The organism is Schaalia turicensis, from assembly GCF_019380255.1.
In the GTDB taxonomy this organism is placed as follows: Bacteria; Actinomycetota; Actinomycetes; order Actinomycetales; family Actinomycetaceae; genus Pauljensenia; species Pauljensenia turicensis_A.
Genome location: NZ_CP048928.1, coordinates 1,090,044 through 1,111,155, shown reverse-complemented (window position 1 = coordinate 1,111,155; position 21,112 = coordinate 1,090,044). Strand labels below are relative to the sequence as shown.

Genomic DNA, 21,112 nt, shown 5'->3' with positions numbered 1-21,112 from the left:
TAGCGAGGATGAAGGAGACACTGATGAGCGACACGACGATTACTTTGCGAGGCCGTATTGGCACAGACTTGCGTGTATCGAAGACTGCGAACAACCACGTGACGATCCGTTTCCGCTTGGCGGTCACACACTGGTTCGCGTCTGCTGACGGGGTTCTGACGCAGGGGCGTACTCAGTGGTATTCGGTTCATGCGTGGGATCGGCTTGCCGATAATGCCCTGCATTCATTGGCGAAGGGCGAGCCCGTGATTGTGACGGGGCGCCCTCGCGCGAATGCGTGGAAGGATTCTGACGGAAATATTCGCTCTGAAGTGGTCATTAACGCTCAAGCGATCGGGCATGACTTGACCAGCGGAAGGAGTACATGGACCAAGAATATGCCTTCGCCTTCAGAGGGCGGTTCTGTTCTTTCTTCGAGGGACGAGGCCGTGGCCACGCTTACTTCAACGTCTGACGTTTCTGGGGCCAACGTGAGGATGCGCTCCGGGGGTGGGGTCTCTGACCCTTTGGGAGCAAGTTTTGAAGACTCTCCTTTAACTGCGTTGAACGCTATTGGTGAGGAAAGCGAAGGTGATACCGCACCATTGACAGGCCCAGAATGTGGCGATGAAGCCTGCGATGGGTCGTGCGGACAAGAGCAATCGTCGACTCTGAAGACAACGGTGGGGAAGAATCGACGTGTTGATCAGGCGAAGGTGAAGACGAAAGGGAACTTCACTTATCCCAAGGACAAGTGCCCAGAGGATAAATAAGCTCGCGAGGTCGTGGACGTGGTCACGCCCACGCTGTAATTCTCAGCAGTCGTGTGGGGTTCAGCGTGGGTGTGGCTTAGCATGGAGGGGATAAACGGACAGTTTTACTGTCATGCACACCCACATGTTGGATGGAGACCAGTGGCTGAGTACATCTACCAGATGATTAAAGCGCGTAAGGCGCACGGGGATAAGGTAATCCTCGATGACGTGTCTATGTCGTTCTTCCCGGGCGCGAAGATCGGTATGGTCGGTCCGAACGGTGCCGGTAAGTCCTCGATCTTGAAGATTATGGCAGGCCTTGACGAACCGAGTAATGGCGAAGCTCGCCTGACCCCGGGTTACAGCGTCGGCATCCTTGAGCAGGAACCGAAGCTTGATGATACGAAGACCGTGATTGAGAACGTTCGTATGGGTGCGGCAGATACGTTTGCGAAGCTCGATCGTTTCAACAAGATTTCTGAAGAGATGGCGAATCCGGATGCGGATTTCGATGCTCTGATGGAAGAAATGGGCAAGCTCCAGGACGCACTCGATGCTACGAACGCTTGGGATATTGATTCCCAACTTGAGCAGGCAATGGACGCGTTGCGTTGCCCGCCGGCAGACCAGCCCGTCAACGTCCTGTCCGGTGGCGAGCGTCGTCGCGTAGCACTGTGTCGCCTGCTGATCGAGGCTCCCGATCTGCTACTGCTTGACGAACCGACGAACCACCTGGATGCCGAGTCCGTGCTCTGGCTGGAAAAGCACCTGTCCACCTACGCTGGTGCCGTTATCGCGGTTACCCACGACCGTTACTTCCTTGACCACGTTGCAGGCTGGATCGCTGAAGTTGACCGTGGGCACCTCTACCCGTACGAGGGCAACTACTCGACCTACCTGGAGACGAAGGAAAAGCGTCTGCAGGTTCAAGGACAGAAGGACGCGAAGCTTGCCAAGCGCCTGAAGGAGGAACTTGAATGGGTTCGTTCGAACCCGAAGGGCCGTCAGGCGAAGTCGAAGGCTCGTCTGGAACGCTACGAGGAAATGGCTGCCGAAGCGGAGCGCACTCGTAAGCTCGACTTCGAAGAAATTCAGATTCCGCCAGGCCCGCGCTTGGGCTCAATCGTCATCGAAGCAACCAACCTACAAAAGGGCTTCGGCGATCGCACGCTGATCGATGGACTGTCGTTCTCCCTGCCGCGTAACGGCATTGTCGGCGTCATTGGCCCGAATGGTGTTGGTAAGACGACCCTGTTCAAGACCATCGTTGGCCTGGAGCCTCTTGACGGTGGCGAACTGAATATCGGTGAAACCGTCAAGATCTCTTACGTTGACCAGACTCGCGCAGGCATCGATCCGGATAAGACCCTCTGGGAGGTCGTCTCTGACGGACTCGACTACATCCAGGTCGGAAACGTTGAAATGCCGTCACGCGCCTACGTGTCCGCGTTTGGCTTCAAAGGGCCGGATCAGCAGAAGCCTGCTGGTGTTCTGTCCGGTGGTGAGCGCAACCGCCTGAACCTGGCACTGACGCTCAAGCAGGGCGGTAACCTGTTGCTCCTTGACGAGCCGACCAACGACTTGGACGTCGAAACCCTCGGCTCACTGGAAAATGCTCTTCTGCAGTTCCCCGGTTGCGCCGTGGTCGTCACCCACGACCGTTGGTTCCTCGACCGCGTGGCCACTCACATTCTTGCGTGGGAAGGTACCGAAGAGGATCCGGCTCAGTGGTACTGGTACGAGGGAAACTTCGAGTCCTATGAGAAGAACAAGATCGAACGCCTTGGTCAGGATGCGGCGAACCCGCATCGCGTCACGCACCGTAAGCTGACGCGCGACTGAGAATCGTAGAGCCCAGGAAGTGGAGCGTAGCCGATTGGCTACGCTCCACTTCGTTATATCGTGGTCACATCAGGGGCCCGTTAGGGGAACGTAAGAGGCAAGGAAAGACAAATGATCCCAACTCAAACACCAGTGTTCTTGGACTGCGATACGGGAATCGATGATGCGCTGGCATTGGCCCTCTGTCTTGCCAACCCCAGCCTGAAGCTTGTCGGCGTTGGGTGCGTTTCTGGGAATACTGATGCCGAACAGGCAACGCGAAACACGCTTGATCTTCTTGCTTTAGCGGGACGATCGGGGATACCAGTCGCGACTGGTGCACACGACTTCCTTACCCACCCTTATGACGGGGGAGTGCCCCATATCCATGGGGAAAATGGCGTTGGCAACGTCGAACTTCCCGCGTCGACCCAAGCCGCTGATACGAGGAGTGCGGCCGAGCTTCTGATCGATCTCGCGAGCGAGTATACGGGTAGCCTCGTTGTTATTGCTGTCGGACCGCTGACGAACCTTGCGCACGCGATTGAATTGGAGCCGGCGTTGCCACAGCTCGTGAAAGAGCTTGTCATCATGGGTGGCGCACTACGCGTGCCCGGAAATGTTTCGCCTGTCGCAGAGGCCAATATCGCGAACGATCCCGAAGCGGCGCAGCGGGTCTTTGATGCCAAATGGCCGATTACCTTGGTTCCTCTTGATGTGACGATGCAATACCCGATGTTCGAAGAACATCGACGAGCGCTACTGGAACACTCGCACCCCTTCGTCAGCGCGCTCGGCGAGATCCTCAACCTGTACTTCGACTTCTACACGGACGTCTTCGGTCGGCGTTCATGCGCGCTCCACGATCCGATGACAGTGGCGCTCGCCAGCAGAATGTCGAGTGCCAAGCGGAGCGAACAGATGCGAGTCAGCGTCGATACCACCGATGGTGAAGGACGAGGCCAAACAATCGAACGCCTCGACCCGTCGGGCAACGTCCGCGCCGTATTCGAACTTGAAGACGAGCTTGCAGGGCGCTTGGTTCAACAGCTGGTGAGGTTTTACTGAGTGCCCGCCTTGAGGATGCTGGTTTCACGGTGGTGCCGTTTGGGCAAGGCTTCAAAGACATGTCCCCACCGTCGAAGGAACTCATGAAACTTGCCTTAGAGGGCAAGCTAACCCATGGCGGGCACCCAGTGCTGGCTTGGATGGTCGATAACATTCATGTGCGTACTGACCCAGCAGGAAACATCAAACCCGACAAACAAAAATCCGCCGAGAAGATCGATGGAGTCGTCGCTACCATCATGGCCTTAAATCGGGCAATAAGATGCGGCAACACCCCAGAGGCGAGCTCAGTTTATGATTTGCGGGGACTTTTGGTGCTATGAGGTGGCCAGGGAAGGATGCGGTTAACGCGGGTGGCATAGCGGGTGTATTCGTCACCGAATTTGTTTTCTAGCCAGCGCTCTTCGGTGTGTTTCATCAAGACGCTCAGGCCTACCCAATAAATCACTGGTAGGGCTAGCAGCCACCAGTTTGCTTGCACGAGCAAGAGACCGCAGTTCAACAGCAAAAAGGCTGCGTAAACGGGGTGGCGCACCCATGCGTAAATCCCACTGGTCATGAGCTTGCCGGTCTTGACACTTTGGACCATGTGAGAGCCAAAGACCGCCGCACACCACACAATTACGGCCTCCGCAATCACGAGCAGGCCTGCTGCAATCATGAGTATTCGTATCCACGCGTTAGCGATAGCGCCGTTTGATGCGAGACCTAAATAGCTGAGAATGCTCGCCGTGACCGTGAGCGCGAAAATAGCCGATACATAGATAGGCCCTACCCCTAGCACGGGAAGATGCGAAGTGCCGGCCGTGTTCATAGAGATATTTTCGCATATCCAGGAAGGAACTTATATGGGTCTAAAAACTGGCTACGTCCCAAAGCGTGCGAAGCTAAAAACCACCATATAACGCCGTTCTATTCGTTTCTATTTGGGCCGACATCTGCTGGGCGTCTGGTGACAGAACGTTTCGCGATGCAGATGACTGCTGTCTATGGCTACGTACGGATCTTGGCTGAGGCGATAGCCGGGCTACTGGAGTGGCCTAAGGCTTAGGTCCACGTGGTTTAAGCGTTGACCGTGTTTTCTTGTCTCCATTGTTCCGCATATTGTCGTGGGCTGAGGTAGCCCAGCGAGGAATGCGGATGGAAGTCATTGTAACGCCGTGACCACAGATTTACGAGCAGGCGAGCGTGCTCCAGGTTCTCGATACTGTTGTCCTCTAACAGCTCGTCTCTCATCCGGTTGTGGAACGATTCAACGAACCCGTTATGCCATGGCTGACCGGGCGGGATAAACGCTTGGAATGTCCCATCCTCAGTTGCCCACTCTTGCAGTGCGTGAGAGATGAATTCGGGGCCGTTATCCATCCGGATCACCCTGGGACGTCCACCATGCTCGAGGCAGGCAAGGTCGAGCAGTTCAATCACCGAAGCAGCATCAAGCTTCCTAGCAACTATGAAAGCGACGTGTTCGCGGGTTTCAGACACTCCCAGATTATCCCGCAGACGATCCTCAACAAGCCTGACATCCCGCTCCCCAAAAACTTTTATATAGTTCCTTGGCATGCGAAATCCTCTCACAAAAACCTCGGAACAAAACCCGGGATGCTTCAACGCCGAATCCTTGCTGTGCGGGGGAGGGGGAACCTTGTGAGATACTAAAATATGACTATCGCTGAATGGATTGTGCTCGCGGTTCTCGTGCTAGTTGGATTTGCCATTTGGTGGCATTTCTCTCTGCGAAGGAGAATTGACAAGAGAATGCATGAAGCTCCGCCCGAAGAGCGTGAAGCTTTGATGAAAGTTCAACGAGATATTGATCGTGGCAAGGCGGCGCGCCAGGGATTCTTCTTCTAGGTACCGTAGACTGCGACTCGTCTACAAGGAATGTCTGATGACTGGGCTTGGCCAGGATCGCGCTAACCAGAGACCTGCGGCAGCCAAATTAGTTGATCCGTCTGTGTGAGTATTCGGTAGTCACGATAGGGCGCCCAACGCATGAACTTTGGGTTCGGACACGAGAGTTCTTCTCGGAGGTCTCTTGATACCCTAGTCTGCACTCTGTGGGGCTACTCGTTCGAGAACGAGATCCGGGTCAACGCCGGACGCACTCACTTCGATGAGTCTTTCACCACCCTCTCAGCACAATTGAATCGAGTAGTTCTTAGTGAGTGCTGGGATCTGTGAGGATCTGAGCCGTCGCCAATCCTGATTCCCTCAACTCCCGTGATTTGTTGAGCTTACGAACAATTTGTTCGGGCGTGTGCTTACTGAACTTTTTCACCATTGCTCCATTCTCCCCACCTAGTGGCGGGACATCAATGGACAACACTCAAGTCACCTGGACCCAAAAACCAAGGACACTCCACTACCACTGCACGTATACCGTTACAAGGACGGTGGCGACAAGGAAAAGCTCTCGAACACCCCTTATACCGGCTGTTGCATGATGAAACTAACCCCGAGATGACGAGCTTCGGGTTTCGAGAAACGGCAACAAGATCGCCGTGTTGGAGGAGGGCATGAAGTACTCGCCCGTGGAGGCAAGCGTTGCTACGAAGACTGAGCCTCACTCGATCCCCAATAGGTAGTGCAGAGTTGCCAGCGGTGACTCCGCACTACCTATAGCTGCGGCAACTGAGGTTGTTTGCGTTCCACAACGCCAAACCGTCCCGCACCTACGCCAACACAACTACGCCATACCAGCACGCAACTGACCGGTCTTTGGATCCACACCGAAACCCCAGCGCCCAGAACCAGCCTGCCCATTCCCAGGAACGCGCAACATCCCCTGCTGTTCAGCCTCAGCGACCAGCGTCCCATTACGCGTAAACACCTGATAACGAACCAACGTACGCGACGAATTCACATTTGAACACGTCCCATCGAACAACAACCATTCATTAATATCCACATCGCGGTGGAACCACATCGCATGATCCAACGACGCAGCCGACATGCCAGGAGTCATCCAAGACAACCCCAACGCACGCATCGCAGGCTCCAACATCACCTGATCAATCACATACGCCAACAAAGCGCGATGAACATGCTGGCTCGCCTCAGCAGGTACCTCGGCACGAGGCTTCATCCATAACTGCTGGCGACTGGCCAACGACTCATCCGACTTCGTATACAGCGACTGCTGAACATGGCGCACATCAAATGCCGTTGTTTTCCCCAAAAAACGCCCAACCGGATGATCCATCGCCCGAAAAATCTCCAAAGCACTCGAAAGCTCTTCCGGCGGCGTCACGGCAGGGGAGTCAGACGTGAAAGCCAAGCCGGCCTCGTTCTTTTCGTACGACGCCTGCAACGCCAGAATCTCTTTCTCACCCTGGCGACACACAACCCGACGCGAAGAAAACGAACGCCCATCGCGAAGACGTTGAACCTCAAGTTCAAACGGTATCGACGGGTCGCCACCACGCATGAAATACGTGTGGAATGAATGAGGAAGACGCCCCTCATCCATCGTCGCAGCGGCAGCAACCAACGCCTGCGCCACAACCTGGCCACCATAAACACGCCTCACCTGAGGCAACGAATGGCCAACAAAACGATCGTGACCAGACTCCTCCAAAGTCAAAATCCTTAATACAGAAGCAACAGGCTCAGTAGAAATCAGCGGAACATCAATGGGACGAGTCATGTATCTATTTTCACCTGAAACCTCGCGCACGCCACCGCACAATCCACCCACCCTAGGCGCAGAAAGCCGCCTACTGTCAACACTAGACAACGTAGAAAAACTGCAAAAAACAGCCAAAAAACACTAGCCCGATCGTGTTGAGTGATTGCGATCGTACGTTTAAAGGGCTACCATGTGACGCGGATCGCAACAGGACTATGCCTTGGAAGGAAGGAGCGGGATGGAATCGGCTCTCGCGTTGGTTGATGCCCTCGGCGGATCTTCCAACATCATCGACATCGAACCATGCTCCCTCCGCATCCGAGTCGAAGTAGGCAACCAAGCAAACGTCAACGAAGACGCACTCCGCATGCCGTTCGTCCTAGCAGTCGTCCGATCCGGTAACATCGTCCAAATCATCGCAGGCACAGAATCTGACGACATCGCCGAAAAAATGGCAACCGTTGTCAAAAGGGACACTGCCAACGAAGCGTAACCAGAGTCGCGTCCACTTTGCCGGCCAACGGTTTCCAAGGGCAAGACTGACGCATAGACTTGGCTGTACGCCCGCAACCAAAGGAGTCACACGTGGACTGGAGTGCGCCAGCAGCGTCCGATATTGACACGCTACGAGCCCTCGCCGACAAAAACGGTGTCGCAACCTTCTTCTGGGACTGGTACGGACAACAAAAATTCGTTTCAGCTGACTCTCTGCTCGCTGTCCTCAAAGCACTCGGCGTCAACGTTGACGCCGACTCAACGGTCGGAGATATCCACCACGCGCTGACGGAAACAGAAGACCGATTCTGGCTTGCCACACTGCCACCAACGATCGTGGCACGCCAAGGACAACACCGTGATTTCCCCGTCCACGTCCCCCACGGCAACTGGGTGCACGTCACCTGGATCAGCGAAGACGGAACATCCGGCGACTGCACGCAACTCGACCGCTACATCGCCCCGCGCCAAATCGGTGACGCGCTGATCGGCCGCGCAACTTTTGAAACACCCGACCACCTGGCACCGGGCTGGCACCGGATCGTCGCAACGCTTGAAGGCGGAGAAGTCCACTCCGCAACCTTGCTTGTAGCGCCCAACCACATTGACAACGGCCCGCTCGCTGACTCCAAGCGACGCTGGGGCGTATCTGCACAGCTGTACTCAACGCGTTCGGCACGCTCGTGGGGATTGGGTGACGCTGAAGACCTCGCCGATCTCGCGTCAGTATGCGCCGACAGGGGAGCAGACTTCCTGCTCATCAACCCCATCCATGCGTCCAGCCCGATCACGCCGATGGAAAACTCACCGTACCTACCGGTTTCGCGCCGTTGGCTGAACCCCATCTACATCCGCCCCGAAGCAATCGACGAATTCGCCGACGCATCACCTGACGTTCGTCGATCCATCGAAGAACTCCGCCTAGCCACGAACGCTACCGATACCGCGGATGCGCTGGTCGACCGAGATCGCACGTGGGAAGCCAAACGTAAAGCTCTCGAACTGATCTACCAGATTCCACGCTCGTACCACCGAACCTCGCAATTCACCCACTTCGTCGAAGAAGGTGGACGCGATCTGGCGAACTTCGCACTCTGGAGTGCCCTGACAGAAGCAAACGAATCCTGCATCCTGCCCGACGAGATCGCATCCTCAACATCACCGTCCGCTGACCGCGCCCGCCTTGAACTGGCAGACCGCATCGAATTCTGGGAATGGTGCCAGTGGATCGTCTCCCAGCAGATGCAAGACGCGCAACGCGTCGCAACCGACGTCGGTATGGACATCGGCATCATGGCTGACCTTGCCGTCGGTGTTCACTCACACGGATCCGAAACCTGGTCCAACCGCCACGTGTTCGCCCAAGGTATGACTGTTGGTGCTCCGCCAGACATGTACTCCCAGCAGGGACAGGACTGGTCGGAACCGCCATGGTCGCCACGAGCCCTGGCACAGGCCGGCTACAAGCCGATCCGCGACATGGTCCGCGCAGCCCTCGCCAACGCGGGAGCCATCCGTATCGACCACATCCTCGGCCTCTTCCGCCTCTGGTGGATCCCAGCGGGCATGGGTGCCGGAAACGGCACCTACGTGTACTACGATCACGAGGCCATGGTCGGAACCGTGCTCCTAGAAGCGCAACGCGCCGGAGCAGTTGTCATTGGTGAAGACCTCGGAACCGTTGAACCGTGGGTCCGCGACTACCTGAGTTCGCGAGGCATCCTAGGGACCTCGATCCTCTGGTTCGAGAAGGATGGTGGCGGATGGCCACTTCACCCCGGCTCGTATCGCACCGCGTGCCTTGCCGCAGTGAACACGCACGACCTGCCACCGACTGCCGGATACTTGGCTGGTGTGCAGACCACTTTGCGTGACGAGCTTGGTCTGCTGGTCGAGGATGTCGAATCCGTGCGAGCCGCTGATCGTCTTGAACGTGAACAGGTGTTGGCTCGACTTCGTGAATACGGGTTGCTTGAATCCGCATCCCCGTCAGAGCGTGAGATCGTTGAAGCCTTGCATGCGTATGTTGCGCAGACCTCATCTCAGCTGGTCGTGGCATCGTTGGTGGATGCGGTGGGGGACAGGCGCCCGCAGAATCTTCCCGGCACTGACAAGGAATATCCGAACTGGCGTGTTCCGCTCTGTGATGCTGACGGTGTTGAGGTTTACATTGACGACCTTCCGGCCAATGAGCGTTTGAACTCCCTGTTCACCGTTCTTACGGCATCGGTGCGCGCTCGAAAGTAGGGGACTGGTTGGGTTTTCGCTGGCTGGTTTTGAGAGAGTGACCGGTTTGCGTGCACGGGCTACACCTGATGCGACGGTTTAGTGTCTGAGGGCGTGGTTGTGTCGCGTGAGGTGTAGGTGGTGCCACCGGAAAAGTGCTAGAGCTCCCAGCAGTCGGCGATTGCAACCCCGGCTCGAACGAAAGTCCCCGGCTTGACCAGCAATTTCATGGACACATCGGGGCGCAGAGCGATGACGGGAACAATCACGGCAAGGCCAGCACGGCGCGCAATGCTACGGTCCCACGTGATTAAAGGTGAGCCGGCTTTCACCGCATCGCCCTTAGAAGCGTGGACGGTGAACCCTTCACCCTTCAAGTTCACTGTATCGATACCAAGGTGAACCAAGATTCCTGTGCCCGACCGATGCTTGATCGCAAAAGCGTGCGGGTGAAGCGAATGAACTGTCCCCGAAATTGGAGCGTTCGCGATAGAGAGCGAGTCAGCACTCGCGCCAGCATCGCTCGTGCTCGCACCCACGTCAGCAACATCAATGGTTGCACCCGCGCCTTCGCTCTCGGGCACAATAGCGAAACCAGGCCCAATAATCTCTTGAGAAAACACAGGATCCGGCACGGCGGAAAGAGCTTCGACCGTGCCGGAAAGTGGTGCGTAGATCGTGAACGTCATGGAAGTAGATGCGTGATCTTCAACGAATGAGGTGCGCGGTCACCGCGTGGTGCGGGTTCGCGCCAAAGAAGGAACGAACTGTGCGCAGTGAACCGCAATCATTGTTGCGATGATGCCAGCTTCGATAATCGCGTGGGTCACTTGAGCTTTTCGATTTCCTCGACGATGGTTTCGGTTTCGGGGCCCATGACGACCTGCACCGAGTTTGCGACGGTGACAACACCGAATGCGCCCGCGTCAGAGAGGGCTTTTTCGTCGATCTTGTCTTCATCCGTGACCTCTGCGCGGATACGAGTGATGCACGCTTCGATCGTCTTAATGTTGTCCCAGCCACCGAGGGCTGAAAGGATGTCTGCTGCCTGACTCATGTGGGCCTCCTCAAAACGTCGCAAATAGGGTCTATGTCACATTTAGTTTAGTTTAGCGTGCTTTGGATGAATGTGCTCTGTTCATTGCGCATTAAGTGGGGAAAATGCTCACGTGGTGAGCGCGGCTTCGTCCCTTGGGTGAAATGCAGAAAGGACGAGGCTGCGACCACTAGATCAGCGCCAACTTTTCGAAGGCGCGGGCCAAACCGTCTTCTTCCAAGGTGGCGGTTTCGAACGTTGCGGCTGCGACGATTACGGGGTCGGCTCCGCCCATTGCGACTGACCTTCCAGCCACCTGCAGTGCTTCAAGGTCATTCATGGAATCGCCGATGGCGATGGTGTGAGCGATGTCGAAACCAAGATGGCGAGCAGCCAGCTGAATGCCAGTGCCCTTCGAGATTCCCTTCGGAGTCACCTCAAAAACCAGAGTATTACCTGCGGGAACGGAGCCGGGGGTGACGTCCATCGAGTCGGGGATAAGGGAGCGAACCTGCTGGTAGGTCGTGTTACCTGCTGGGATGTACGCCGTGCACTTCGCTGATGACTTCGGAAGACCCTCGCCAAGATAGGGGGCGATGGACTCGGCGTAGGGAGCCCAATCCTGGGGCTTCATTCCGGCGGTTTCAAGGAACATCTCCATGAATCCCTCGGAGGGGTGCATGGCGTCCGACCCCTGCCAGATCCACATTCCGTCAAGCTGACGCCACACATCGGTGATCGGTTCGATCAGCGCGGGGTCAACGCGTTCGTCCAGCAGGACTTCCTGGCCGACGCGCACGTAGCTTCCCGCTCCCGCAACGCACCCTGAAAAACCGAAATCCCACAGGTAGGGGTAGATTTCCGGGATCGAACGACCCGTGCACATGAACAGGGTGTGGCCGCCTTCGACGGCTTGCTCGCACGCTTGACGGGCGGATTCGGGGACCGTTTGGTCTTTGCCGATCAGGGTTCCGTCAAGGTCAAGGAAGATTAACTGGGCTGAAGAGGAAGCAGACGTCATGGTCCTTAGGATATCCGGTCGCTCAGACGCGATGCTCGAACGACCGTGTGAAGTAAGAGTGCAGGAGGGCTAGGAAGCTAGACCAACGCGACCACGCTTGGCATGCAAGCGCGCGATGGTCACAATCAGGCGCTGTAACGGAACATCAATTCCGGCAGCGTCAGCTTTCGCCACAAGAGCTCCGTTCAGGTACTCCAGTTCTGACAGTTTTCCTGCAATCAGGTCGCGTTGCATCGACGAGGTCGAGGCTTCCGGGTAGCTATCCAGCTCGCCGACGATCTTTTCGCAGTCCTCGTTGGTCAAATCAACGCCGCTGGCGCGCGCGACCGACTGGACCTCTTTCACGGACTTTGTCCAGAGAGCGTGGGTTTCGTCGAAGGAGCGTATTTCGCCGACGGTCGCGTTTGCCAGAACGTTCACGCCACCCATGGTGCAGATGACCGCGTACTTGTACCAGAGGTCGTGTGCGATCGTGGGGGACATGTGCGCATCAACGCCGTTGGCAAGCAGTGCGTCCTTGAATTCTTCGAGGATCGGGTACGTTCCGTCCAAGCCAATTGGTGCACTGCCGATGAGCATCTTTGGTCGGGCGCCGATCTGACGGACCTCGCCCGGGCCGTCGATGAAGGCAACGATGAAGGTGACGCACGGTAGTGCGTGCTCTGCTCCGAAGCGTTTTGCCACCATGTCGGGCGCAACGACACCGTTCTGGAAGGTCAGGACCAGCGTGTCCGGGCCGATCATCTGCTGGCAGTTTTCCAGCGGTTCTTCGAAGTGAGTGAGCTTGACGGTGATCATCACCAGGTCGCAGACGCCTACGCCCGTGCCGTCGGTGGTCACCGATGCGGGGTGGTAGGTGCGCGAACTGGATTCGGTGTGCACGATCAAGCCCCTGTCGCTGATTGCTGCGACGTGACGGGGAGTGGTGACGATATGAACCTCGGCGCCCGCATCCATGAGAGCACCTGCGTGGTAGCCGCCCACGCCGCCGGAACCAATAATTGCGATCTTCATGCTTCGATAGTGGCACGTTTGCGGGTGCGCGTCACCGGTTTGCGAAAAATTCTCAACTGTTAACACTCGGCAATGGTGATTTATGCACGAGGCCACGCATCTCTTCCCAGGCGCCTGCGTCTGATAGGGGGCGCGATATGCGTAACGCTTCAACGACTATGCTTAATGCATACCCGCCTGACATCGATCAAGGAAAGCTCATGTCCGCCCAGCCGTTGCTGTCTGTCATCGTTCCCTCGTACAACTCGCAGGACTATCTGGATCGGGCGCTTGCGACCCTCGTTGACTACAACGATGAAGTGGAAGTATTGATCGTCAACGACGGCTCAAAAGACAACACCGGTGCGCTTGCTGATCAGTGGGCTTCAAAGTATCCGACCTGCGTGCGGGCTATCCACCAGGAAAATAAAGGCCATGGTGGCGCAGTCAATGCCGGTTTGAAAGCTGCCACGGGCACACACGTTCGTGTCGTCGATTCTGACGACTGGGTTGATCGCGCGGCAATGAACAAGGTGCTTGACGTTCTTCGTGAAGAACGTGCGAACGGGCGTGAACTGGATCTTCTGGTCACTAACTACGTCTACGAAAAGCAGGGCAAAGCGCACAAGCTGGTTGTCCGCTACCGCAACGTCCTGCCACAGGGACGCACAATCGGCTGGGAAGAGGTTCGCAAGTGCCGTTACACGCAGTACCTGATGATGCACTCGCTGACCATGCGCACCGAACTTGTCCGTCAGTCCGGTCTGGTCATGCCCGAGCACACGTTTTACGTTGACTTCATTTACTCCCACACACCGTTCCCGCTGATTCGCACGATCCGCTACCTTGACGTCGACCTGTACCGCTACTTCATTGGTCGCGACGACCAGTCGGTCAACGAGCCCGTGATGATTTCGCGCTTGGATCAACTGATGCGCGTCAATCGTGAGATGGTGAAGGCTATTCCGGACCCGGACACGGTTCCGGCCAACCTCTATAACTACATGATCCACTACCTGCGCATTAACTGCGTGGTCTGCACAATCATGGCTGTTCTGTCGGGAACTGACGAGCACCTGGCGATGAAAGACCAGCTGTGGAAGGACCTTGAAGAAGTAAATCCCGTCGCGGCCAAACGTGTTGAGTCCGATCTTCTGGGGCGAGTGATTCGCATGAAGAATGAATGGGTTCTGCGAAAAGGCTATGGGATTGTCCGAGCGCTCATTGGCTTTAACTGACCGGGCTTACCCGTTCTGGTCGTTCTTTGTGCTCTGACAACGTGCTGTTGGCCGGAAGACTGCGTTCTTGCCACTAAACTGGGGGGAATCTGCATTGTGGGCGTGCGCGGTTGACACACGTGCTCTTGCCTGTGTGAAAGGACCGGTTGTATGGATCTTGTCGTTGTTGGCTCCGGGTTCTTCGGACTCACGCTTGCGCGTCAGGCAGCCGAACTTCGCGGTATGAACGTGACTGTCATCGAACGCCGTGAGCACATCGGTGGCAACGCATGGTCATCAGTTGATCCTGAAACAGGTGTTGAAGTGCACCGATACGGGACGCACCTGTTTCACACGTCAAATGAACGCGTCTGGGACTACGTCAATCGCTTTACGGCGTTCAACGATTACCAGCATCGCGTCTACACAAACCATCAGGGCGTTGTTTACCCGATGCCGATCAACCTAGGGACGATCAATCAGTTCTTCAATGCGGCCTACGGGCCAGACGCTGCTCGAGCGCTTGTGGAAGAGCAGGCGTCAGAGCTCGGTGGTAAAACTCCTGAGAATCTGGAAGAAAAGGCGATCAGCCTGATCGGTCGCCCGCTCTACGAGGCCTTTATTAAGGGATACACCGCGAAGCAGTGGCAGATGGATCCGAAGGATCTGGATCCTGCAATCATTTCGCGTCTTCCCGTTCGTTTTACCTACGACAACCACTATTTCCGCGACACCTACGAGGGACTTCCCGTCGACGGCTACGGAGCATGGCTGGCCCGGCTGGCTGATCATCCACGCATCACAGTGAAGACAAACACCGATTTCTTCGATGATTCACACGAATTCTCCAAAGATCGCACGGTTGGTCAAACCGGTGTTGTGTACACGGGTGCAATTGATCGCTACTTCAATTACCAGGCAGGCGAGCTGAAGTGGCGAACCCTGGATTTTGAGACCGAAGTCGTCAATACCGCTGACTACCAGGGGTGTTCGGTGATGAATTACGCCGATGAAACCGTTGCCTACACGCGCATCCACGAGTTTGCTCACCTGCATCCTGAACGTGACCGGACGGGTGCGACGAATACAGTGATTATGCGCGAGTTCTCGCGCTTCGCCACTATTGATGACGAGCCGTACTACCCGGTTTCAGCGCCGACCGACAGGCAGACTCTGGCTACCTACCGCGAGCTTGCGACGCAGGAGGATAAGGTTCTGTTTGGCGGGCGACTTGGCTCGTATCAGTACCTCGATATGCATATGGCGATTGCGTCGGCTTTGACCCGTTTTGATGAGGTTGTTTCGCGCTGGTAAGGCGTGTACGCCAAGTCCGACTTCAGCCCTGAGGCGAAGGCGACGAAGATCCTGTCAAACGTTTAAGCGACCAATGTGCGCCTAGGTGTCTATCTGGTGGACATTTTGCCGGCACTTTATGCGTGGCCGTTACATTGAATGGAAATCCTGTCTATAGGGAGTACCCATGTCAACTCAAACACCTACGGCCGAGCAGCCGGAACGCAAGGATACCTGGACCGGTCAGACCGGCTTCCTCCTTGCCGCGATCGGCTCCGCAATCGGTCTGGGAAATATCTGGCGTTTCCCCGGTGTCGCCTACGCAAACGGCGGTGGCGCCTTCCTTGTTCCTTACCTTGTCGCGCTGATCGCAGTCGGTATTCCGATGCTGTGGCTCGACTACTCGCTTGGCCACAAGTTCCGTGGTTCACCGCCGTGGGCGCTGCGTCGCTTGAAAGCCGGTGGCGAGTTCATCGGCTGGTTCCAGGTTCTGGTTTGCTTCGTGATTATGGTGTACTACGGTGCCGTGATCGCATGGGGCGTTCAGTACATGATCTACTCGGTGAACCAATCGTGGGGCGATGATCCTCAGGGTTTCTTCCTGAATGACTTCCTGCAGACCGTTGATGGTGAAACCTTCTCATGGAGCCCCGTTGCAGCCATCATGATCCCGCTGGCACTCGTGTGGATGTTCGTCCTTCTGATCATCGGCCGTGGCCTGTCCAAGGGCGTTGAAGCAGCAAACAAGGTCTTCCTTCCGTTGCTGGTTGTCCTGTTCCTGGTCATGGTTTTTCGCGCAATCTTCCTCAATGGCGCGATCGATGGTCTGAACGCATTCTTCACTCCGCAGTGGGGACAGTTGTCCGACCCGCACGTGTGGCTCGCAGCCTTCTCACAGGTCTTCTACTCGCTGTCCGTGGGCTTCGGCATCATGTTGACGTATGCGTCCTACCTGAAGCCGAAGACGAACCTGACCGGCACCGCTCTGGTCGCAGGTTTCGCGAACTCCTCGTTCGAAATCCTCGCCGGTATCGGCGTCTTCTCTGCTCTTGGTTTCATGGCAGCATCGCAGGGTGTGGGCGTGAATGAACTGGAAGGCCTGACTGGCCCGATCTTGTCCTTCGTGACTTTCCCGCAGATCGTTTCGATGATGCCCGGTGGTTCGTTGTTCGGGGTCTTGTTCTTCGCTTCCTTGGTGCTTGCCGGTATTACCTCGCTACTGTCGCTCCTTCAGGTTGTATCCGGCGGGCTGCAGGATAAGTTCGGTTTCTCGCCGGTTAAGGCCTCCATGGTCCTCGGCGTTCCCGCAATGATTATCTCCCTGTCTCTGTTCGGTACCCGCTCGGGTCTGAACAACCTGGATATCGTCGATACCTTCATCAACAACATCGGCGTCGTGTCGACCGCTGTTTCGATGGCAATCTTGGTAGCGCTCTTCGCTCCGCGTTTGAAGGGCCTGCGCACACATCTGAACTCAGTGTCCAGCGTCAAGGTGCCGAAGGCCTGGGAAGCGCTGGTCGGCGTCATTATCCCCGCAGTGCTGATCTTCATGCTCTTCTCTGCGATCGTCGGCTACATCCAGGAAGGCTACGGTGGCTACAAGACCAGCTTCGTCCTGATCTTTGGTTGGGGCTCGGTTGCGTTCGCGATCATCGTGTCTGTAATCCTGACGCTTTTGCCCTGGAGTCATCACAGCGTCGATGCAGCTACGGTTGCTCACCTTGTCGAAGAAGACGAAGACGCTTTGGTTAATGCGACCGTTTCCGGCGCCGAAACCGCTGAGGTAACCCGTGAAGGAGGTGCATCGTGAGCGCAGCTGCAACCGTCATGTTCCTTGTGACGATCCTTCTTGTGTGGGGTGGCCTTGTTGCCTCCGTCGTGCTTCTCCGCACCCTTTCAGTTCCCGGGGACGAGGCCGAGGCTCCAGCTCAGTCGCTAGACCCGAAGGGCTCGACAACAAGCGAATGATGAAGCCGTGGAAGTGCCTTGCGTGGCGCTTGGCTTGATCGACGGCGGTGGCCGGTGATGACTGTTCATCACCGGCCACTGCCTTTATTGCATTCCATAGTGCATTCCACCCGATTTTTGGATTAATACCCGGGGGCTGATGCCCGAGTTGTGTGTCTTTTCCCGGGCGTGTCGAGGTGCTTGAGCGGCCTGCCCAGCCTGTGCGGATATCTAGGGATCCGTCTTGGTATGTGGGGGTGTAGCCGATGGCGTTGTCGTATTGGTCAGTCCTGGGGAGTTATCCACAAAAGTAATGAAGGGGCACTTATCCACAGAAGCGAGGGAATGAAGATGCGCCCTCAGCCGGTTCGGCGTTCAGTAAAAGCAGTCGTTTTCAACGAAGAAAGGATTGCATGATGACGCTGAATACTCTTCAACCAATGTCGGGCTATGAGGGACTGTACGGTCCACGCCATTGGGTTCACGAAACGGGGCTCTATGAACTGTTATCGCCCTATATGTGTCTTCCCGCTTTGAGCGATGATTTTGCACGTTTTGACATGATCGGATCCCACGTTGCTGGTGAGCTTCTGTCCCTGCTTCCCAAAGCAAACCTGGAAGAATCACAAAACTCCGGACCACAGGTGTGTGACCTATTGAAAGCGTGCGCGAACAATCGGGGAGTCTATTTGAGCGGATACGTTGTGTGTGCACCTCGTTTTGACGAACGGATCAGCATTGATGGAATCTATCTTCCTTCCACACCCGACTGCTCTGCGCAGGCTCCATATGCACGTTCGTTGGCGTTATGTTGGCCGATTCTTCGTGAAAAATACGGGCTGACCAGCGCTCAAGGGGATCCTGATGAATTTCTCTTAGTCCCCACCGATTTTCAATCACGAAATGGGTGGTGGATATGGTGGGACTGAAACACATAGGCTTAAGGCATGATCCGTCAGACGTACTCGTGGTTGTTTAAAACGTTCATTTATCGCATCGATCCTGAGATGGCTCATCATTTGGGTATTACTGCCATTGAACATGCAGGAAAGTGTGCACTTACTCGCGGTTTAATGCGAGCGACGATCGGTCACTTTGACGATATCGATGTTGATTCGCTTCCAGAGCGACGCAAGGTTTACATTGGCAGGCGTCTTGTACGTCACCGCCTGGGTCTTGCAGCAGGAATGGACAAAGATGCGTGTGCGGTTCTTGGACTGACTGCTTTGGGCTTCGGATTCGTCGAGGTCGGTACGATCACCCCGAAGGGTCAACCTGGCAATGAGGGACCTCGCTTGTGGCGTCTGATGGAATCTCAGGGTCTTCGTAATCGCATGGGATTCAACAACGAAGGTGCCGATGCTGCGGGTGAGCGCTTGAAGAAACTGCGTTCAACAAAAGCGGGTCGCAACGCGATTGTTGGTGCCAATATTGGGAAAAACAAGGTAACTCCCGCCGAAGAGGCCCCGGCAGATTACGAATACTGCGCTCGCAAGCTTTCACCGTGGGTTGATTTTGTGATCGTCAATGTGTCTTCTCCGAACACTCCGGGGCTTCGCGATCTTCAATCCGTTGATTCGCTTCGTCTGATCCTGCAGGCAGCCCGAAAAGGTTGCGAGGAAGCCACGGACCGTCCGATTCCTCTGTTCGTCAAGATTGCTCCCGATCTGGCTGATGAAGATATCGTCGACATCTGTGCGCTCACGCGCGAACTGGGTGTGGCTGGTGTAGTCGCCACGAACACGACCATCAACCACGATCTGGGTGATGGTGGTGTATCCGGAGCTCCATTGCGTGAGCGTGCCCTGGACGTTGTACGCCTTGTTGCCTCGAACCTCGATGATGAGCAGATCCTGATCGGAGCCGGCGGAATCTTCACTTCGAACGATGCGCGCGCCATGCTGAGTGCAGGTGCCGATCTTGTCGAAGCCTTCACCGCGTTCATCTACGAGGGGCCATCATGGCCGGGTGAAGTGAACAGGGAATTGGCGAAGGTGCGTCCGTGATTATTCCTCTTCAATCGGCTGATCTTGACCAAGATCCTCGTCTGGCCGATTACACGAAGCTGAAAGACGTCAAGCTTCGTGCCGCTCTTGAACCCGAACGCGGACTCTACATGGCAGAGTCAACGAACGTGATTATGCGTGCCCTAGAAATCGGTCATCATCCGCGGTCATTCCTTATGGCTGAAAAATGGATGAGTGATCTTGCTCCGCTGATCGAGAAGGCAACGGGGTCGCCCGACGGGGCAGACATCCCGATTTTCATGGCGGACGAGGCTCTTTTAGAAACCATCACCGGTTTTCATCTGCATCGAGGCGCATTGGCAGCGATGCAACGCCCGGTCTTGGAGTCAGTCAGTGATCTTTTGAAAACTGCCCGTAACGGTGAGCCAGCACGTCGCATCGTCATTCTTGAAGACCTCGTTGATCACACGAATGTCGGTGCAGCTTTCCGGTCCGCGGCCGCTCTTGGCGTCGATGCCGTTCTGGTGACGCCCAGTTGCGCTGACCCGCTCTATCGGCGATCGGTTCGAGTCTCAATGGGCACGGTCTTTCAAGTGCCGTGGACTCGCATGGAAAAGTGGCCCGCAATGGATGAACTGCACGATGCTGGCTTCCACGTTGCAGCACTCGCACTGTCTGACGACTCAGTCAGCTTGGACGAGTTTGTTGAATCCGATGCCTGCACCGTGCCAGACGCCAAGATCGCGATGGTCATGGGAACAGAAGGCGACGGATTGAAACCGCGCACTATCGCGAACGCCGACACCGTTGTGCGTATTCCAATGGCTGGGGGAGTCGACTCGCTGAACGTCGCAGCAGCCTCCGCAGTCGTATTCTGGGCAACTCGCCATGTCGGCCAGGCGGCCTCGTAAAACACGAACGAGGAACCACCATACGCAATCGGCGAAGTGGCAGAAGCGATACTAAAAAGTCGAGGCCAGCGGGCGTGACCTCGACTTTTAAGCGGAAGTAACCGGGTTACTTGATCTTCTTTTTACCCGGGAATTCACCACGCGCAACCTGCGGACGAGGGCTACGCCAACGGCGAGCCATGATCATGCGCGAGAAGCAGTAGTACCACGAACGCGCTGCAATCTGATCGTTCGGGTAGCGCTCGCCGATGCGACGCTTCAGCGTGCGCCACACAACAACGCCTTCGATGATTGAGATCAGGAATAGGCCGTAGAGCGCGACAGTCACCGAGATCATCATGATGCTTGTGACGTTAGCTGGAAGCGAACGGATCAGGGAAACCCCCATCATCGCGATCAGGAAGATCACCATCACGGGAAGAAGGAACTCAGAGAACGACCAGCGTGCATCGACGTAATCGCGGATGAAACGACGCACGCGACCCTTGTCTCGGACGGGCAGGTAGCGTTCGTCGCCGGTCTCCAATGCCATCTGCTCACGCTTGAACTGCGCATCGCGCTGGGCACGTGCCTGACGCTTTGCTTCCTTACGATCAGCGGGAACCAGCGGGTGAGAATTACGCGCCTGAGCGTCCTTCCTCTTCGGAGTGGGACGTCCCTTCTTGCCGGTCGTTTCGTTCTGCTTTTCGGCTTCGGACACCTGTAATCCCCTTTGAATGCCAGTGATGGGTGCATGAAATACGTACACAGGC

20 protein-coding genes and 1 pseudogene are annotated in these 21,112 nt (G+C 56.2%); 13 read left to right on the top strand and 8 right to left on the bottom strand.

The features are described from left to right. Positions 1-23: 23 nt before the first annotated feature. The 4 genes and pseudogenes from G5S47_RS04795 to G5S47_RS04780 all read left to right on the top strand — a co-directional run. A complete protein-coding gene (locus G5S47_RS04795; protein ID WP_219585200.1) occupies positions 24-752 on the top strand; it encodes a single-stranded DNA-binding protein in 729 nt (242 codons plus the stop codon). Between the two features lie 141 nt (positions 753-893). Then, positions 894-2,576 (top strand): energy-dependent translational throttle protein EttA, encoded by a 1,683-nt coding sequence (gene ettA, locus G5S47_RS04790; RefSeq protein ID WP_006681223.1) that lies wholly within the window; start codon positions 894-896, stop codon positions 2,574-2,576. Positions 2,577-2,687: 111 nt separating this feature from the next. Further along, the gene (locus G5S47_RS04785; RefSeq protein WP_006681222.1) at positions 2,688-3,623 is read left to right on the top strand and encodes a nucleoside hydrolase; all 936 of its coding nucleotides are present in this window, start codon (positions 2,688-2,690) and stop codon (positions 3,621-3,623) included. Further along, positions 3,623-3,946 (top strand): annotated as a pseudogene (locus tag G5S47_RS04780) (terminase TerL endonuclease subunit); the annotation flags it as partial. The gene G5S47_RS04785 and the pseudogene G5S47_RS04780, both read left to right, overlap by 1 nt. Here the strand turns inward: G5S47_RS04780 and G5S47_RS04775 are convergent. From G5S47_RS04775 to G5S47_RS04760, 3 genes are all read right to left on the bottom strand, one after another. Continuing rightward, positions 3,916-4,437: a methyltransferase family protein gene (locus tag G5S47_RS04775; RefSeq protein WP_006681220.1), complete on the bottom strand. Its 522-nt coding sequence runs from the start codon at positions 4,435-4,437 to the stop codon at positions 3,916-3,918. The pseudogene G5S47_RS04780 and the gene G5S47_RS04775 sit on opposite strands and share 31 nt — an antisense overlap. A gap of 248 nt (positions 4,438-4,685) precedes the next feature. Beyond that, positions 4,686-5,186 (bottom strand): integrase core domain-containing protein, encoded by a 501-nt coding sequence (locus G5S47_RS04770; RefSeq protein ID WP_179369731.1) that lies wholly within the window; start codon positions 5,184-5,186, stop codon positions 4,686-4,688. Positions 5,187-6,312: 1,126 nt separating this feature from the next. Continuing rightward, positions 6,313-7,272 (bottom strand): acyl-CoA thioesterase, encoded by a 960-nt coding sequence (locus G5S47_RS04760; RefSeq protein ID WP_219585199.1) that lies wholly within the window; start codon positions 7,270-7,272, stop codon positions 6,313-6,315. Between the two features lie 220 nt (positions 7,273-7,492). Between G5S47_RS04760 and G5S47_RS04755 the strand changes: the two genes are divergently transcribed. Continuing rightward, positions 7,493-7,747 carry a PTS sugar transporter subunit IIB gene (locus tag G5S47_RS04755; protein WP_006681216.1) on the top strand — a complete coding sequence of 85 codons (255 nt, stop codon included), beginning with the start codon at positions 7,493-7,495 and terminating at the stop codon, positions 7,745-7,747. 92 nt (positions 7,748-7,839) lie between these two features. Further along, entirely contained in the window at positions 7,840-9,996 is a 2,157-nt protein-coding gene (gene malQ / locus G5S47_RS04750) for a 4-alpha-glucanotransferase (protein ID WP_219585198.1), read from the top strand. 137 nt (positions 9,997-10,133) lie between these two features. On the opposite strand, the gene G5S47_RS04745 is transcribed toward malQ, so the two are convergent. The 4 genes from G5S47_RS04745 to G5S47_RS04730 all read right to left on the bottom strand — a co-directional run bounded on the left by G5S47_RS04745 (position 10,134) and on the right by G5S47_RS04730 (position 13,046). Then, positions 10,134-10,664 (bottom strand): PTS sugar transporter subunit IIA, encoded by a 531-nt coding sequence (locus tag G5S47_RS04745; RefSeq protein ID WP_219585197.1) that lies wholly within the window; start codon positions 10,662-10,664, stop codon positions 10,134-10,136. Positions 10,665-10,801: 137 nt separating this feature from the next. Continuing rightward, positions 10,802-11,032: a PTS sugar transporter subunit IIB gene (locus tag G5S47_RS04740; RefSeq protein ID WP_006681213.1), complete on the bottom strand. Its 231-nt coding sequence runs from the start codon at positions 11,030-11,032 to the stop codon at positions 10,802-10,804. A 169-nt stretch (positions 11,033-11,201) separates the two neighbouring features. Beyond that, entirely contained in the window at positions 11,202-12,032 is an 831-nt protein-coding gene (locus G5S47_RS04735; protein WP_219585196.1) for an HAD family hydrolase, read from the bottom strand. 69 nt (positions 12,033-12,101) lie between these two features. Further along, on the bottom strand, positions 12,102-13,046 hold the full coding sequence (locus tag G5S47_RS04730) for a ketopantoate reductase family protein (RefSeq protein ID WP_006681211.1): 945 nt from the start codon (positions 13,044-13,046) through the stop codon (positions 12,102-12,104). 200 nt (positions 13,047-13,246) lie between these two features. On the opposite strand from G5S47_RS04730, the gene G5S47_RS04725 reads away from it, so the two are divergent. The 7 genes from G5S47_RS04725 to G5S47_RS04695 all read left to right on the top strand — a co-directional run bounded on the left by G5S47_RS04725 (position 13,247) and on the right by G5S47_RS04695 (position 20,360). After that, the gene (locus G5S47_RS04725; protein WP_219585195.1) at positions 13,247-14,263 is read left to right on the top strand and encodes a glycosyltransferase; all 1,017 of its coding nucleotides are present in this window, start codon (positions 13,247-13,249) and stop codon (positions 14,261-14,263) included. A 150-nt stretch (positions 14,264-14,413) separates the two neighbouring features. Then, positions 14,414-15,556, top strand: a complete 1,143-nt coding sequence (gene glf, locus G5S47_RS04720; RefSeq protein WP_219585194.1) for a UDP-galactopyranose mutase — start codon at positions 14,414-14,416, stop codon at positions 15,554-15,556. 166 nt (positions 15,557-15,722) lie between these two features. Next, positions 15,723-17,345 carry a sodium-dependent transporter gene (locus tag G5S47_RS04715; protein ID WP_006681208.1) on the top strand — a complete coding sequence of 541 codons (1,623 nt, stop codon included), beginning with the start codon at positions 15,723-15,725 and terminating at the stop codon, positions 17,343-17,345. After that, positions 17,342-17,503, top strand: coding sequence for a MetS family NSS transporter small subunit (locus tag G5S47_RS04710; RefSeq protein WP_006681207.1), 162 nt, complete (start codon positions 17,342-17,344; stop codon positions 17,501-17,503). Before G5S47_RS04715 ends, G5S47_RS04710 begins: the two co-directional genes overlap by 4 nt. Before the next feature lie 392 nt (positions 17,504-17,895). Continuing rightward, on the top strand, positions 17,896-18,411 hold the full coding sequence (locus tag G5S47_RS04705) for a hypothetical protein (protein WP_219585193.1): 516 nt from the start codon (positions 17,896-17,898) through the stop codon (positions 18,409-18,411). Between the two features lie 18 nt (positions 18,412-18,429). Next, positions 18,430-19,488, top strand: a complete 1,059-nt coding sequence (locus G5S47_RS04700; protein ID WP_006681205.1) for a quinone-dependent dihydroorotate dehydrogenase — start codon at positions 18,430-18,432, stop codon at positions 19,486-19,488. After that, complete coding sequence (locus G5S47_RS04695; protein ID WP_219585192.1) at positions 19,485-20,360, top strand: TrmH family RNA methyltransferase; 876 nt, start codon at positions 19,485-19,487, stop codon at positions 20,358-20,360. Before G5S47_RS04700 ends, G5S47_RS04695 begins: the two co-directional genes overlap by 4 nt. A gap of 106 nt (positions 20,361-20,466) precedes the next feature. On the opposite strand, the gene G5S47_RS04690 is transcribed toward G5S47_RS04695, so the two are convergent. Then, entirely contained in the window at positions 20,467-21,060 is a 594-nt protein-coding gene (locus G5S47_RS04690; RefSeq protein ID WP_006681203.1) for a DUF3043 domain-containing protein, read from the bottom strand. Positions 21,061-21,112 lie beyond the last annotated feature (52 nt).